The sequence below is a fragment of the Pectobacterium carotovorum genome (genome assembly GCA_016415585.1).
Lineage (GTDB): Bacteria > Pseudomonadota > Gammaproteobacteria > Enterobacterales > Enterobacteriaceae > Pectobacterium > Pectobacterium carotovorum_K.
Genome location: CP066552.1, coordinates 2,307,899 through 2,322,464, shown reverse-complemented (window position 1 = coordinate 2,322,464; position 14,566 = coordinate 2,307,899). Strand labels below are relative to the sequence as shown.

The window sequence follows — 14,566 nt, the reverse complement described above, 5'->3', positions numbered from 1 at the left end:
TTAAACCTGCCGCGAATGGACTGACTACTTAACGGCAGGAATAGCGATGCAGCCCTCGGCTCAACATGCTAAAATATGCCGCTTGTTTTCGCATCAATGCGTCAGTAAATTTCAGTTCGTGAGACTCCCATGCCAGATAACAGCCAGAAAAAAGTGATTGTCGGTATGTCCGGCGGTGTTGACTCCTCCGTTTCCGCTTACCTGTTACAGCAACAGGGCTATCATGTTGAAGGCCTGTTCATGAAGAACTGGGAAGAGGATGACGACACAGAATATTGCTCAGCGGCCACCGATCTTGCCGATGCGCAGGCCGTTTGCGACAAGCTGGGTATCGAATTACATACCGTCAACTTTGCCGCTGAATATTGGGACAACGTTTTTGAACTCTTCCTTGAAGAATACAAAGCGGGCCGTACCCCCAACCCCGATATCCTGTGCAATAAAGAAATCAAATTCAAAGCCTTCCTGGAATTCGCCGCTGAAGATCTCGGCGCAGACTACATCGCGACAGGCCACTATGTCCGTCGTCACGACGTTGACGGTAAAAGCCGTTTGCTACGCGGCATGGACGGCAACAAAGACCAGAGCTATTTTCTTTATACGCTGAGCCACGAACAGATCGCACAAAGTCTGTTCCCGGTCGGCGAGCTGGAAAAACCGCAGGTGCGTAAAATTGCCGAAGAGCTGGAACTGGCAACCGCGAAAAAAAAAGACTCTACCGGTATTTGCTTCATCGGTGAGCGCAAATTCACCGATTTTCTGGCGCGCTACCTGCCCGCACAGCCGGGTCCGATTCTGTCCGTCGATGACAACAAACCGATGGGGCAGCATCAGGGGCTGATGTACCACACGCTGGGGCAACGCAAAGGTCTGGGTATTGGCGGCGTCAAAGATGGCGGCGAAGATCCTTGGTACGTGGTGGATAAAGATGTCGCCAACAACATTCTGTATGTCGCGCAGGGCCACGAACACCCTCGCCTGATGTCGTACGGTTTAATCGCACAGCAGTTACACTGGGTCGATCGTCAGCCGCTCACCGCTGAATTACGTTGTACGGTGAAAACTCGTTATCGTCAGGCAGATATCCCCTGCACCGTCACGCCACTTGGCGACGATCGCATTACCGTGCGTTTTGATGAGCCCGTCGCAGCCGTGACTCCGGGCCAATCTGCCGTGTTTTATCTGGACGAGGTTTGCCTTGGCGGCGGCATCATCGAAGAACGCTTACAGGAGTAACCGTGGCTAAGAACTATTATGAAATCACGCTAGCGCTAGCGGGCATTTGTCAGTCGGCACACTTAGTCCAACAGTTGGCCCATACAGGGAACTGTAATAACGATGTGCTACATACCTCGCTGAACAGCGTTTTGAATCTCAATCCGGCGTCTACGCTAGCCGTTTACAGTAATGACGAGCAGAACCTGAAAGTTGGGCTGGAAACGCTGCTCGGCATTCTGAATAGCAGCAGCAATAAAGGCGCGGGTGCAGAGCTATCACGCTACGCTTTCAGCCTGATTGCGTTAGAACGCAAGCTGAATGCAAAGTCTGCCGCGCTTGACGAATTGGGCAAACGCATCGGGCAATTGGAGCGTCAACTGGAGCATTTCGAGCTGCTTTCCGAGACGATTGTGAGTGCGCTGGCCGCGATTTATGTGGATGTCATCAGTACGCTGGGGCCACGTATTCAGGTTACCGGTTCGCCGGAAGTGCTGAAAAACAGTCAGGTGCAGGCTAAAGTGCGAGCCGCGCTGCTGGCCGGTATCCGCTCTACGGTTCTCTGGCAACAGATTGGCGGCGGACGCTTGCAGTTGATGTTCTCACGCAGCCAGTTGGTCAAAGAAGCGAAACAGATATTGGCGCGTTGCCCATCCGTTTGATGGTATTCTTGCCGCTATGATCGACGCTGGTGTGAGTAACGCCAGCGTCACGAAATTGATTATTGTTAATAATTCATTGTCCTTATCGAAATTAATCGTTATTGAAACCAATCTCAGGAGTTGCTTGCGATGGAATTATCCTCACTGACCGCCGTTTCCCCTATTGATGGACGCTACGGCGATAAAGTCAGCACGTTGCGCACCATTTTCAGCGAATTCGGTTTGCTGAAATTCCGTGTGCAGGTTGAAGTACGTTGGCTGCAAAAACTGGCAGCCTGTGCAGAGATCCAGGAAGTTCCTGCATTTGATGCTGACGCAAACGCTTTCCTTGATAAAATTGTCGCCGAATTCAGTGAAGAAGATGCGGCTCGCATTAAAACTATCGAGCGTACCACCAACCACGACGTGAAAGCCGTTGAGTACTTCCTGAAAGAAAAAGTGGCCGCGATTCCGGCGCTGCACGCCGTCAACGAGTTCATCCACTTTGCCTGTACGTCAGAAGACATCAATAACCTGTCTCACGCGCTGATGCTGGATACTGCTCGCCGCGACGTCATCCTGCCGCATTGGCGTCAAATCATTGATGTGCTGAAAACGCTGGCACAGGAATATCGCGATATCCCGCTGCTTTCCCGTACACACGGCCAGCCCGCCACACCATCCACTATTGGTAAAGAGTTCGCTAACGTGGCTTACCGTATGGAGCGCCAATATCGCCAACTGCAACAGGTTGAGATTCTGGGTAAAATTAATGGTGCCGTCGGTAACTATAACGCCCATCTGGCTGCCTATCCGGAAGTAGACTGGCATCAGTTCAGCGAAAGTTTTGTCACGTCACTGGGTATTAACTGGAACCCGTACACCACGCAGATCGAACCGCACGATTATATCGCTGAGCTGTTCGACTGCATCGCGCGCTTCAACACGATCCTGATCGACTTTGACCGTGATATTTGGGGCTACATCGCGCTGAACCACTTCAAACAGAAAACCATTGCAGGCGAAATCGGTTCCTCAACCATGCCGCATAAGGTTAACCCGATTGATTTCGAAAACTCGGAAGGTAACCTGGGTCTGGCAAACGCCGTGCTGGCGCATCTGGCTAGCAAACTGCCAGTGTCTCGCTGGCAGCGTGACCTCACCGACTCTACCGTACTGCGCAATTTGGGCGTGGGTGTAGGCTATGCACTGATTGCGTATCAGGCCACGATGAAGGGTATTAGCAAACTGGAAGTGAACCGCGATCGTCTGGCTGACGAACTGGATCACAACTGGGAAGTATTGGCAGAACCCATCCAGACTGTGATGCGCCGCTACGGGATCGAAAAGCCGTACGAGAAGCTGAAAGAACTGACTCGCGGCAAACGCGTTGATGCTGCCGGCATTCAAGAATTTATCGACGGTCTGGCATTACCAGAAGCGGAAAAAATGCGCCTGAAAGCCATGACCCCAGGTAACTATATCGGCCGCGCTATCGAAATGGTTGATGACCTGAAATAACCGTTATCAAGCCCTATCAATACTTCTCTCTGGCGGGGGTCCTTACCCGCCAGTTCTTAGACACATTAACAATTACCTCTCATTTTCACACCGTTTACATTCGGTTTACTCTCTCTGTGGATAATCCAGCGGATAAAATAGACTATTCTCCTTGTATATAACTATTATATACACGGCGAGGAATGCGGAAAAGATATGGTGTAATGAAATCGTTACGATAAACATCACCATTTCTATTCGACAGAGGATATAGCGATGCGGATTTTGGTCGTTGAAGATAATGTATTATTGCGCCACCATTTAACCGTTCAGATGAACGAAATGGGGCATCAGGTTGACGCAGCGTCTGACGCAAAAGAGGCCGATTATTTTTTGAATGAAAATATGCCGGACATCGCCATTGTCGACCTCGGGTTGCCCGATGAAGACGGCATGAGTATGATCCGCCGCTGGCGCGCCCGTCAGGTCAAACTCCCAATTCTGGTACTGACAGCCCGTGAAGGTTGGCAGGACAAGGTGGCGGTGCTGGAAGCGGGGGCAGACGATTACGTGACCAAGCCCTTCCATATGGAAGAAGTCGTGGCGCGCCTGCAGGCACTGATGCGGCGCAACAGCGGGCTGGCATCGCAAGTCATCAGCCTGCCGCCCTTTGAGATCGACTTATCGCGCCGCGAGCTGGTAATCCACGGCGGTCCAATCAAACTCACCGCGTTTGAATACACGATTATCGAGACGTTAATTCGCAACAAAGGAAAAGTCGTCAGCAAAGAGTCGCTGATGTTGCAGCTGTATCCGGATGCAGAACTGCGGGAAAGCCACACCATCGATGTGCTGATGGGACGACTACGCAAGAAAATTCAGCAGGCAGAGGCACCAGATGTCATCACTACCATACGCGGGCAAGGATATCGCTTTGATATAGATACCCCTTCAGGATCAGTATGAGCGATAGGAAGCTACCCTTCTCGCTTCGTATTCGTTTTTTATTAGCGACAGCAGCCATTGTACTGGCACTGTCGCTAGCTTATGGCATCGTTGCTATTATCGGCTATAGCATCAACTTTGATAAAACTTCATTCCGTTTACTGCGCGGTGAAAGTAACCTCTACTACAGTCTTGCACAGTGGCGCGATAACCAGTTGACTATCGTCACGCCCCCCGACATTGACATCAATTTCCCCACGCTGGTGCTGATATACGATGAGCATGGCAATATGCTTTGGCGCGAAAAACATGTTCCCGAGCTGGAAGCACTAATCAAGCCGGAGTGGCTGAATAAGACGGCCTATCACGAACTGGATACCGATACGAATACCAGCAGCGCAGTATTAACGGGTAACACCTTACTACTGGGTAGCCTGCGAGCGCTGAATGGCACGCAGAGCAATGCGTTAACGCACTCCATCGCCGTGAACGTTTATCCAAAAACCGCTCATCTCCCCTCGATCACCATTGTTGTCGTCGATCGCATTCCGCAGGAGCTGCAGCAGGAAGACGTGGTGTGGGAATGGTTCAGCTATGTGTTGATCGCCAACCTTCTGCTGGTACTTCCCCTGCTGTGGCTGGGCGCTCACTGGAGCCTACGTCCTATTCAGCATCTGGTAAAACAGATCGCCGAGCTGGAAAAAGGGACGCGCGATCAACTGGATGAAAACCCGCCGCGCGAATTGTTCAGCCTGGTAAAAAACCTGAATATTCTTCTGAATAACGAACGCCAGCGCTACCATAAGTACCGCACAACGCTCACCGATCTCACACACAGTTTAAAAACACCACTGGCAGTTTTACAGACCACGTTACGTGCGCTGCGAACCGGTAAAGAGATCACTATCGATCAGGCCGAGCCCATTATGCTGTCGCAGATCAGCCGTATCTCGCAGCAGATTGGCTATTATTTGCACCGCGCCTACGTGCGTTCTGAGCACAATTTACTGATACGTGAAGTGCACTCGGTCCCGGCGATGCTAGATGGCCTGTGTTCCGCATTAAACAAGGTATATCAGCGTAAGGGCGTAGTACTGACGCTCGATATTCCGCCTGAGCTGACCTTCGTGGGCGAGAAGAATGATTTTATGGAAGTGCTGGGTAATATTCTTGATAACGCCTGTAAGTACTGCCTAGAGTTTGTCGAAGTCAGCGTGCAATACTCCGATCACAAACTGCACCTGATTATCGATGACGACGGTCCCGGCATCCACGAAAGTAAACGTGAAATCATTTTCCTTCGTGGACAGCGCGCCGACCGTATGCGTCCCGGACAAGGTATCGGACTTGCCGTCGCCGTCGAAATTATCGAACAGTATCAGGGCGAGATCCTTATCAGCGACAGCGCTCTGGGTGGTGCTCGAGTCGAAGCCATTTTCTCCCGCCAGAACCTTAGCCAGAATGAGGGGTGAAAGACAGTACAGCGCGCGATGCTTCCGCTATACTTATCGCAAAAATACTGATTGTTTTAAAATACTGATTGTTCCAAGAAAAATCATGTCTTCAAGAACAGTCATTTCCTCAAAAAACAAGTTTCTGGAAAACAGTATGGACTATCAGCTCAATCTCGACTGGCAGGATTTTTTAGCGAACTACTGGCAAAAGCGTCCGCTCCTGATTAAAGGTGGTTTCACACATTTTATCGACCCGATTTCACCCGACGAACTCGCTGGCTTGGCGTTGGAAAATGAGGTTGATAGCCGTCTGGTCAGCTATCAGAACGGACGCTGGCAGGTAAGCCACGGCCCTTTCGAGAGCTACGATCATCTGGGGGAAAGCAACTGGTCGCTGTTGGTGCAGGCCGTCGATCACTGGCATGAGCCCTCTTCAGCTTTGATGCAGCCCTTTCGACAGTTGCCGGACTGGCGTACCGATGATTTGATGATTTCATTTTCCGTTCCCGGTGGTGGCGTAGGGCCACATCTGGATCAGTATGATGTTTTCATCATTCAGGGTACGGGGCGTCGCCGCTGGCGCATCGGTGAAAAAATACCGATGAAGCAGCACTGCCCGCATCCCGACCTGCTTCAGGTCGATCCGTTTGACGCCATTATTGATGAAGAGCTGGAGCCGGGTGATATCGTCTATATTCCACCGGGTTTCCCGCACGAAGGCTATTCGCTGGAGAACTCGCTGAACTACTCGGTGGGTTTCCGCGCGCCGAATGCTCGCGAGTTGGTGAGCGGCTTTGCGGATTATGTGCTTTCCCGTGAGCTCGGCAGCTATCGCTACAGCGATCCTGATGTACCATCCCGCGATCATATCGCCAGCGTACTGCCGCAAGAGCTGGATGCGCTGCAAAAAATGATGTTGGATTTGGTGCAGCAGCCGGAGCATTTCCAGAACTGGTTTGGCGAATTTATTTCCCAGTCCCGTCACGAGCTCGATCTCTCACCGCCGGAGCCGCCTTATCAGGCTGGCGAAGTGTATGAATATCTGCAACAGGGTGAACCACTGCGTCGTTTAGGTGGCCTGCGTGTCATCTGCGTTGGCGATAGCTGCTTCGTTAACGGGGAAAAAGTGAACAGCACGCACAAGGCAGCGCTGTTTGCGCTGGCTGAGCACCCTGCTATTGGTGCAGAACAGTTGGGCGATGCACTGGAAGATCCCTCTTTCCTCGCGCAGCTTACGGTGCTGATTAATAGCGGTTACTGGTACTTCGCGGATTAAGACCAATCTTGAATACGGGTTAGTACAAAGATAAGGCGGGAATGTCCCGCCTTATTCATCTCTGCAAAATGGAAACACTTACGGCTTCGCGCGCAGCGCCGTCAGTTCAGCAATACGCATAATCACAGACACCGCCTTCTCCATGCCTTCCAACGTGACAAATTCATGTTTGCCATGATAGTTGTAGCCGCCGGTAAACAGATTTGGGCACGGTAGCCCTTGAAATGACAGGTGTGCGCCGTCGGTGCCGCCGCGAATCGGCTTCATATTCGGCTCAATGTCACAATCCCGCATCGCCTGCTGCGCCAACGCAATAATGTGCGGATGCTGCTCAACCTGCTCACGCATGTTGTAATAGGTATCGGTAATCGTGACTTCAATATAGCAATCTGGGTGCAGCCCCGCGCCGACCTTTTCCGCAATATCCAGCATCGTCTGTTTACGCTGTTCAAAGCCGTTGCGGTCAAAATCCCGGACGATGTAATGCAAGTCTGCGCGTTCCACAGAGCCTTTCATGGTGTGAAGGTGGTAGAACCCCTGATAGCCGTCCGTCTGCTCCGGCGATTGACTCTCCGGCACATGCTGGTGATAGCGCGAGGCTAGCGTCAGCGCGTTCACCATCACGCCTTTGGCGCTACCGGGATGCACATTGTTGCCCACGATTTTCACCTGAACCGACGCGGCATTAAAATTCTCATACTCCAACTCGCCGACACCACCGCCATCCACGGTATAGGCCCACTGTGCGTTAAACGCTTTGACATCAAAAAACTGAGCGCCCTTGCCAATTTCTTCATCAGGCGTAAAGGCAACGCGAATATCGCCGTGCGGGAGCTGGCTTTTCTTCAAACGCACCAGCGCGGTCATAATTTCCGCGATCCCCGCTTTATCATCCGCTCCCAGCAGCGTTTTGCCGTCTGTGGTAATCAGCGTGTGCCCCAGTAGCTGGTGTAACACCGGGAACATCACGGGTGACAGCACTTCATCCCCCACGCCCAAAGCAATATCGCCGCCGCGGTAGTTTTCCAGAATCTGCGGATTAACATTCTTGCCGCTAAAATCCGGTGATGTATCCATATGCGAAATAAAGCCGATGGCCGGAACGGGCCAGGCAACGTTTGCCGGAAGCGTCGCCATCAGACAGCCCTGCTTGCTCAGCGCGACTTGCTCAAATCCCAGTTCGAGCAGTTCCTGCTGCAACGCACGCGCCAGTTTCAACTGACCGTCGGTGCTCGGCACCTGCCGAACGCCGGATTTAGACTGCGTATCAAACGAAACGTAATTCAAAAATCTGTCGAGTAATTTATCCATCTTATTTATACCCCCTGAACCCTGAAAGGCATTATGGATAGGGCTACCCCGGTAGATATTGCGTCAGGTCAGTTTTTTCCCGATTTAACAAACCGGCAGACCAGAATTCAGGCCAAAAAGCAGCGACCGTGTCACGAAGAACCTCTAAATCAGGTAACAATCAGGAAACATACACCCTAATTCATTGGCTGAATCACCCTCATTCGTTCACCAATCGGCAGTAAGTGGGTCACACAAGTTGGCGTCAGGCAGCGTTTCCCGTAAAATGCCGCCCTTAACTGCGCACGCTGGCTGAAAGGTGATAACCCTTGGTACGATCGCAACGGAGATACCGTTGATCGGCCAAATCAGGACATAGAGCTATATCTTAATGAAAGAAAACTCCCTGACTGTGCCGGTCGTTGAATTGCTCAACGTCCATAAAGGCTTTGATGGCAAAGACATCATTTCACATTTTAATCTCACCATTAATAACGGTGAGTTTCTGACGATCCTCGGGCCATCCGGCTGCGGCAAAACCACTGTACTACGCTTGATTGCCGGTCTGGAAACGGTCGATAGCGGCAACGTCATGCTGGAAAAGCAGGACATTACCCATCAGCCTGCTGAACAGCGACACGTTAATACCGTATTTCAAAGTTACGCCCTGTTTCCTCATCTCAGCGTGTTTGAGAACGTGGCATTCGGCCTGCGCATGCAGAAAACACCCGCCGAAGAGATTGCGCCACGCGTGATTGAGGCGCTGAAAATGGTGCAACTGGAAGAGCTGGCGCAGCGTCGCCCGCACCAGTTGTCCGGTGGTCAGCAACAGCGCGTTGCCATCGCCCGCGCCGTCGTCAATCAGCCGAAGGTTCTGCTGCTGGATGAATCCTTGTCTGCGCTCGATTATAAGCTGCGCAAGCAGATGCAGAACGAATTGAAAGCGTTGCAACGTAAGCTGGGTATCACCTTTATTTTCGTCACGCACGATCAGGAAGAAGCACTGACCATGTCTGACCGCATCGTAGTGATGCGAGATGGACGCATCGAGCAAGACGGCACACCGCGTGAAATCTACGAAGAGCCAAAAAATCTGTTCGTCGCCAGCTTTATTGGTGAAATCAATATCTTTGATGCCGTGGTGCTGGAGCTGTTGGACGAACAGCGGGTGCGCGCTCAGGTCGAAGGCCACGAATGCGTTATCACCGTCAGCTTTCCGGTCAACGTCGGCCAACACCTCAACGTACTGCTGCGACCGGAAGATTTACGCGTCGAAGAACTTGGCGACGGCATGCAGGCGGAAGGCATGGTGGGCTACGTGCGCGAGCGCAACTATAAAGGCATGACGCTGGAATCCAACATTGAGCTGGAAAACGGCAAGATGGTCATGGTCAACGAGTTTTTTAACGAAGACGATCCCGACTTCGACCATTCGCTCAACCAGAAAGTAGACGTCACTTGGGTGGAAAGTTGGGAGGTAGTCCTGCACGATGAAGAAGTCGCGTAAACGCTTTCAAAACACCATTATTACACTCATCGTTGCCTGGCTGGTGCTGTTTGTTTTCCTGCCCAATTTGATGATCATCGGAACCAGTTTTCTGACGCGCGATGACACCCATTTCGTCAGCCTGGTCTTTACGCTGGAAAACTATACGCGACTGGCCGATCCGCTTTATGCTTCTGTGCTGCTGCATTCGCTGAACATGGCGGTTATCGCCACGCTCTGCTGTCTGCTGCTCGGCTATCCGTTCGCCTTTATTCTGGCACGTTTACCGAAAAAAATTCAGCCGCTGATGCTGTTTCTGCTGATTGTGCCGTTTTGGACCAACTCGCTAATCCGCATTTACGGGCTAAAAATTTTTCTGAGTACACGCGGACATCTGAATGAGTTTCTGCTCTGGACGGGCCTTATCGATACGCCGCTGCGGATTATGTATACCTCTGAAGCGGTGATTCTCGGTCTGATTTACATCCTGCTGCCGTTCATGGTGCTACCGCTCTACTCCAGCATTGAAAAACTCGATAAATCCTACCTTGAAGCCGCACGCGATCTGGGTGCCAATAAGTGGCAAACCTTCATGCGCGTCGTCATCCCGCTGACCATGCCGGGGATTATCGCCGGCTGCCTGCTGGTGCTGCTGCCTGCCATGGGCTTATTCTTTGTTGCCGATCTGATGGGCGGTGCCAAGAATTTGCTGATCGGTAACGTTATTAAAAGCCAGTTCCTCAATATCCGCGACTGGCCGTTTGGTGCCGCCACCAGCATCTGCCTGACGCTGGTCATGGGCGTGCTGCTCTTTATCTATTACCGCACGGCCCGCCTGCTGAATAAAAAAGGAGAGCTGGAATGACCGGACGCTTAATCCGCGGTGGATTTATGTCCATCATTTACGCTTACCTGTACATCCCGATCGTTATTCTGATCGTGAACTCGTTTAATCAGGCGCGTTTCGGCATCAACTGGCAGGGATTTACACTAGACTGGTATCGGCTGCTGATAAACAACGACAGCCTGCTCCAGGCCGCACAGCACTCACTGACGATGGCCGTTTTTTCCGCGACGTTCGCCACGCTGATTGGCTCCCTGACGGCCGTCGCGCTGTATCGCTACCGCTTTCGCGGCAAACCTTTTGTCGGCGGCATGCTGTTCGTGGTGATGATGTCGCCGGATATCGTGATGGCGATTTCACTGCTGGTGCTCTTCATGCTGCTGGGCATATCGCTCGGATTCTGGTCGCTGCTGTTTTCCCACATTACTTTCTGCCTGCCGTTTGTGGTGGTGACCGTCTATTCGCGCCTGAAAGGCTTTGACGTAAGGATGCTGGAAGCCGCGCGCGATTTGGGTGCTAGCGAAGTGATTATTCTGCGCAAAATCATTCTGCCGCTGGCCATGCCGGCCGTGGCCGCCAGTTGGCTGCTCAGCTTTACGCTGTCGATGGATGACGTGGTGGTGTCCTCGTTTGTCACCGGGCCCGCGTATGAGATTCTACCGTTGAAGATTTACTCGATGGTGAAGGTCGGCGTCTCTCCTGAAGTCAACGCGCTGGCAACGATTTTGCTGATTCTGTCGCTCGTGCTGGTGCTCAGTAGCCAGCTGATTTTACGCGACCGCACCGGAAAGTAAGGTGGCGGCAAGCACGATAAATATCGTTTTTTCATATCTGCTTGTAAGGACCTATTCCAGTAGGCGTTATTGGTGCAGCCAGTTTGGACACGGACAGCGCACAGAAACCAGAGCGTACACGTAGTACGTGAGGATTTCGAGCACTGCCCTGGTTCAAAATGGCAAACAAAATAGCCTAATGGGATAGGTTCCAGGCGGGTATTTCCTTTGGGACTCGTAAGGAGGTAAACATAATGAAAAAGTGGCCACACCTACTGGCAGCCTGCGCAATGGCGTTTGGCATCAGCACCGCCAACGCCAACGACAGCAAAACGCTCTATTTCTACAACTGGACCGAATACGTGCCGCCAGGCCTGTTGGAACAGTTCACTAAAGAAACGGGCATCAAGGTGATTTACTCCACCTATGAATCCAACGAGAGTATGTACGCCAAGCTGAAGACCTATAAGGATGGCGCTTACGATTTGGTCGTGCCTTCAACCTATTTCATCTCTAAGATGAGCAAAGAAGGCATGCTGCAAAAGATTGATACCAGCAAGCTCAGCAATTTCCATAATCTCGATCCGAACCTGTTGCACAAATCTTTCGACCCAAATAACGACTACTCCATTCCCTATATTTGGGGCGCAACGGCGATTGGTATTAATCATGAAATGATTGACCCTGCCAGCGTCACCCGTTGGGCCGACCTGTGGGATACCAAGTACAAAAACAGCCTGCTGCTGACGGACGACGCGCGCGAGGTGTTCCAAATCGCCCTGCGTAAACTGGGTTACTCCGCGAATACCACCGACCCCAAAGAGATTGAGGCGGCCTATAAAGAGCTGCAAGCCCTGATGCCGAACGTGCTGACGTTCAACTCAGACAATCCCGGCAACCCGTTCATCGAAGGTGAAGTCAATTTGGGTATGGTGTGGAACGGTTCTGCCTACGTGGCACGTCAGGCAGGTACACCGCTGGATGTCATTTGGCCCAAAGAAGGCGGTATCTTCTGGATGGACAGTCTGGCGATTCCGGCCAACGCCAAAAACGTTGACGGCGCGATGAAGCTGATCGACTTCCTGCTGCGCCCGGAAGTAGCAGCACAGGTCGCGGAAACCATCGGCTATCCAACACCGAATCTGGCAGCGAAAAAATTACTGCCGCCGGAGGTTTCAGGGGACAAAACACTGTACCCAGATGATGAAACCATCGCGAAAGGCGAATGGCAGAACGACGTCGGCAGCGCCAGCACGCTGTATGAAACCTACTTCCAGCAGTTAAAAGCGGGTCGTTAATCGCGCACGCTATCGCGATGCAGATCGGCTAACTCACGGCGGCTTCCCTTATCGGAAGCCGTTTTTTTCATATCGATTAGCGAGCAATAATATCTCAAACCCATCAAATTGACAGCTAAAAGCATTATCCTGACGGCATTAGGAAAATAATTGCGCTCAGCTTCTTCTATAATGATTCCACACCCACCGGAATCACGATAAGGAGCACCACCATGCTGCAACTCTCCAGCCACAGTTTTCAGGACGGCGAAACTATCCCGGGCGAATTTGCCTTTGCCGTACCGGACGCAACTAGCCACATTGCGCTGTCTTCTAACCACAATCCCCATCTTGCCTGGCACGGCGCGCCCGAAGGGACACAGTCTTTCGTATTGATCTGCCACGACCCGGATGTACCCAGCCGCGGTGACGATGTGAATCAGGAAGGCCGCGAAGTGAGCGCCTCTCTGCCGCGTGTCGATTTCTACCATTGGCTATTGCTCGATATTCCAGCCAGCGTCAATGAAATTCCTGCCGCCTCTCATTCCACTGGCATCACGCCACGTGGGAAAGCAGGCCCGGATGCACCGACAGGGCTCCGACACGGCATCAATGATTACACCGCCTGGTTCGCCAGCGATGAGCAGATGAATGGCACCTACTATGGTTATGATGGCCCTTGCCCACCGTGGAACGATGCGATCGTCCACCATTACATCTTCACTCTCTACGCTATCGCGACGCCTGTTTTAGCAATAGAAGGTGAGCTTAATGGAGCGAATGTCCGCGCTGCGCTGGCTAGCGCGCCAGTATTGGCAGAAGCGACACTCACCGGGCTGTATACGCTGAATCCCGCATTGTTGTGATAACAATAAGTTATGATAATGACTTGTTATAAGAATGGCTGGCTATGAGCGTGACCGCTTTACGCCCCGCTTCTCCGTCTCTCATTGTAGAGACGGACTGGCGATTGCCATCAGGCCAGCCGCTGCAACGGTATGGCCTGTGCGCACTCGCTCAGCCCCACTTGCGTACACCGCAGCAGACAACGTGTTTCCATTTCTATGAGGCCACACTTCTGCTGGTTCTTTCTGGCCAATTAACCATTCTTGAGCAGGATACAGCGACGGTTATCGACACATCGTCTCAGCTCTGCCTGATTACACCTGACGCAAGTGCCGATTTGACGAAAATGCCCGGTGGTCACGACTCCGCTTTCCGGTCAATCTTTCTGACATTTTCGCCCACGCTTTTGGCGCGTTTTTATCATCGCTATCCTGATGAATGCGTTCCGACTTATCCTCCGCGCCCCTTCACTACTCTCGCACTGGATGACGATCTCACCCACACATTGCAGTATCTGGTTGAGGGAATTACGAGCAACGTACTTAATGAATCGCGTCTCGAACTGCGGCTGATGGATATGCTGCTTGTGCTGTCGGAACGGGGATACCGCTTTGGCGTACCGCCACAGCCCGGCGTTACCGCTCAGCTACGTACGCTTATCAGCGAAGAGCCGGAGCGCCACTGGACCGCGCAGTCTGCGGGGCGACGACTGGCGATGAGCGAAGCCACGCTGCGCCGGAGGTTATCCGCCGAGCAGACACGCTTTGAAGTGCTGTTGCTGGAGACGCGCATGCAACACGCGATGATGCTGGTACAGACGACATCATGGAGTATGCAGCGTCTGGCCGAAGCCTGCGGGTATAAATCCTCAGCGCGTTTTTCCGAACGGTTTAAAAACCGTTTTGGCTGTTCGCCAACCAAGATCCGTTAATCCGTCATTGACGGTACAGCGCGATCATCCTGTAACACTCAACAACAACCATCGTCAAAAATAACGATCAGGTTCAAAAAAAAGCGCC

13 protein-coding genes are annotated in these 14,566 nt (G+C 52.1%); 12 read left to right on the top strand and 1 reads right to left on the bottom strand.

Going from position 1 to position 14,566, the window contains the following annotated elements:
* Positions 1 to 129: 129 nt before the first annotated feature.
* The 6 genes from mnmA to JFY74_10275 all read left to right on the top strand — a co-directional run bounded on the left by mnmA (position 130) and on the right by JFY74_10275 (position 7,031).
* Positions 130 to 1,236: a tRNA 2-thiouridine(34) synthase MnmA gene (gene mnmA, locus JFY74_10300; protein ID QQG30370.1), complete on the top strand. Its 1,107-nt coding sequence runs from the start codon at positions 130 to 132 to the stop codon at positions 1,234 to 1,236.
* A gap of 2 nt (positions 1,237 to 1,238) precedes the next feature.
* A complete protein-coding gene (gene hflD / locus JFY74_10295; protein ID QQG30369.1) occupies positions 1,239 to 1,877 on the top strand; it encodes a high frequency lysogenization protein HflD in 639 nt (212 codons plus the stop codon).
* A 129-nt stretch (positions 1,878 to 2,006) separates the two neighbouring features.
* Entirely contained in the window at positions 2,007 to 3,377 is a 1,371-nt protein-coding gene (purB, locus tag JFY74_10290) for an adenylosuccinate lyase (GenBank protein QQG30368.1), read from the top strand.
* A 255-nt stretch (positions 3,378 to 3,632) separates the two neighbouring features.
* Positions 3,633 to 4,322, top strand: coding sequence for a two-component system response regulator PhoP (gene phoP / locus JFY74_10285; protein QQG30367.1), 690 nt, complete (start codon positions 3,633 to 3,635; stop codon positions 4,320 to 4,322).
* Positions 4,319 to 5,773 carry a two-component system sensor histidine kinase PhoQ gene (gene phoQ / locus JFY74_10280; protein QQG30366.1) on the top strand — a complete coding sequence of 485 codons (1,455 nt, stop codon included), beginning with the start codon at positions 4,319 to 4,321 and terminating at the stop codon, positions 5,771 to 5,773. Before phoP ends, phoQ begins: the two co-directional genes overlap by 4 nt.
* Before the next feature lie 136 nt (positions 5,774 to 5,909).
* Positions 5,910 to 7,031 (top strand): cupin domain-containing protein, encoded by a 1,122-nt coding sequence (locus JFY74_10275; GenBank protein ID QQG30512.1) that lies wholly within the window; start codon positions 5,910 to 5,912, stop codon positions 7,029 to 7,031.
* Between the two features lie 78 nt (positions 7,032 to 7,109).
* Here JFY74_10275 and pepT read toward each other — a convergent pair whose 3' ends face one another.
* A complete protein-coding gene (pepT, locus tag JFY74_10270; GenBank protein ID QQG30365.1) occupies positions 7,110 to 8,342 on the bottom strand; it encodes a peptidase T in 1,233 nt (410 codons plus the stop codon).
* A gap of 370 nt (positions 8,343 to 8,712) precedes the next feature.
* Between pepT and potA the strand changes: the two genes are divergently transcribed.
* The 6 genes from potA to JFY74_10240 all read left to right on the top strand — a co-directional run bounded on the left by potA (position 8,713) and on the right by JFY74_10240 (position 14,478).
* A complete protein-coding gene (gene potA, locus JFY74_10265; GenBank protein QQG30364.1) occupies positions 8,713 to 9,828 on the top strand; it encodes a spermidine/putrescine ABC transporter ATP-binding protein PotA in 1,116 nt (371 codons plus the stop codon).
* Positions 9,812 to 10,672, top strand: coding sequence for a spermidine/putrescine ABC transporter permease PotB (potB, locus tag JFY74_10260; GenBank protein QQG30363.1), 861 nt, complete (start codon positions 9,812 to 9,814; stop codon positions 10,670 to 10,672). Before potA ends, potB begins: the two co-directional genes overlap by 17 nt.
* Complete coding sequence (gene potC / locus JFY74_10255) at positions 10,669 to 11,445, top strand: spermidine/putrescine ABC transporter permease PotC (protein QQG30362.1); 777 nt, start codon at positions 10,669 to 10,671, stop codon at positions 11,443 to 11,445. The genes potB and potC overlap by 4 nt, the downstream gene beginning before the upstream one ends.
* 233 nt (positions 11,446 to 11,678) lie before the next feature.
* Entirely contained in the window at positions 11,679 to 12,722 is a 1,044-nt protein-coding gene (potD, locus tag JFY74_10250; protein QQG30361.1) for a spermidine/putrescine ABC transporter substrate-binding protein PotD, read from the top strand.
* A 212-nt stretch (positions 12,723 to 12,934) separates the two neighbouring features.
* A complete protein-coding gene (locus JFY74_10245) occupies positions 12,935 to 13,567 on the top strand; it encodes a YbhB/YbcL family Raf kinase inhibitor-like protein (GenBank protein QQG30360.1) in 633 nt (210 codons plus the stop codon).
* A 44-nt stretch (positions 13,568 to 13,611) separates the two neighbouring features.
* The gene (locus JFY74_10240; GenBank protein ID QQG30359.1) at positions 13,612 to 14,478 is read left to right on the top strand and encodes a helix-turn-helix transcriptional regulator; all 867 of its coding nucleotides are present in this window, start codon (positions 13,612 to 13,614) and stop codon (positions 14,476 to 14,478) included.
* Positions 14,479 to 14,566: the final 88 nt, after the last annotated feature.

Bases quoted from the DNA above. Each gene is read 5' to 3' on its own strand.
- mnmA (QQG30370.1), top strand. From the start codon at position 130: ATGCCAGATAACAGCCAGAAAAAAGTGATTGTCGGTATGTCCGGCGGT.
- purB (QQG30368.1), top strand. From the start codon at position 2,007: ATGGAATTATCCTCACTGACCGCCGTTTCCCCTATTGATGGACGCTAC.
- phoP (QQG30367.1), top strand. From the start codon at position 3,633: ATGCGGATTTTGGTCGTTGAAGATAATGTATTATTGCGCCACCATTTA.
- phoQ (QQG30366.1), top strand. From the start codon at position 4,319: ATGAGCGATAGGAAGCTACCCTTCTCGCTTCGTATTCGTTTTTTATTA.
- JFY74_10275 (QQG30512.1), top strand. From the start codon at position 5,910: ATGGACTATCAGCTCAATCTCGACTGGCAGGATTTTTTAGCGAACTAC.
- pepT (QQG30365.1), bottom strand. From the start codon at position 8,342: ATGGATAAATTACTCGACAGATTTTTGAATTACGTTTCGTTTGATACG.
- potA (QQG30364.1), top strand. From the start codon at position 8,713: ATGAAAGAAAACTCCCTGACTGTGCCGGTCGTTGAATTGCTCAACGTC.
- potB (QQG30363.1), top strand. From the start codon at position 9,812: ATGAAGAAGTCGCGTAAACGCTTTCAAAACACCATTATTACACTCATC.
- potC (QQG30362.1), top strand. From the start codon at position 10,669: ATGACCGGACGCTTAATCCGCGGTGGATTTATGTCCATCATTTACGCT.
- potD (QQG30361.1), top strand. From the start codon at position 11,679: ATGAAAAAGTGGCCACACCTACTGGCAGCCTGCGCAATGGCGTTTGGC.
- JFY74_10245 (QQG30360.1), top strand. From the start codon at position 12,935: ATGCTGCAACTCTCCAGCCACAGTTTTCAGGACGGCGAAACTATCCCG.
- JFY74_10240 (QQG30359.1), top strand. From the start codon at position 13,612: ATGAGCGTGACCGCTTTACGCCCCGCTTCTCCGTCTCTCATTGTAGAG.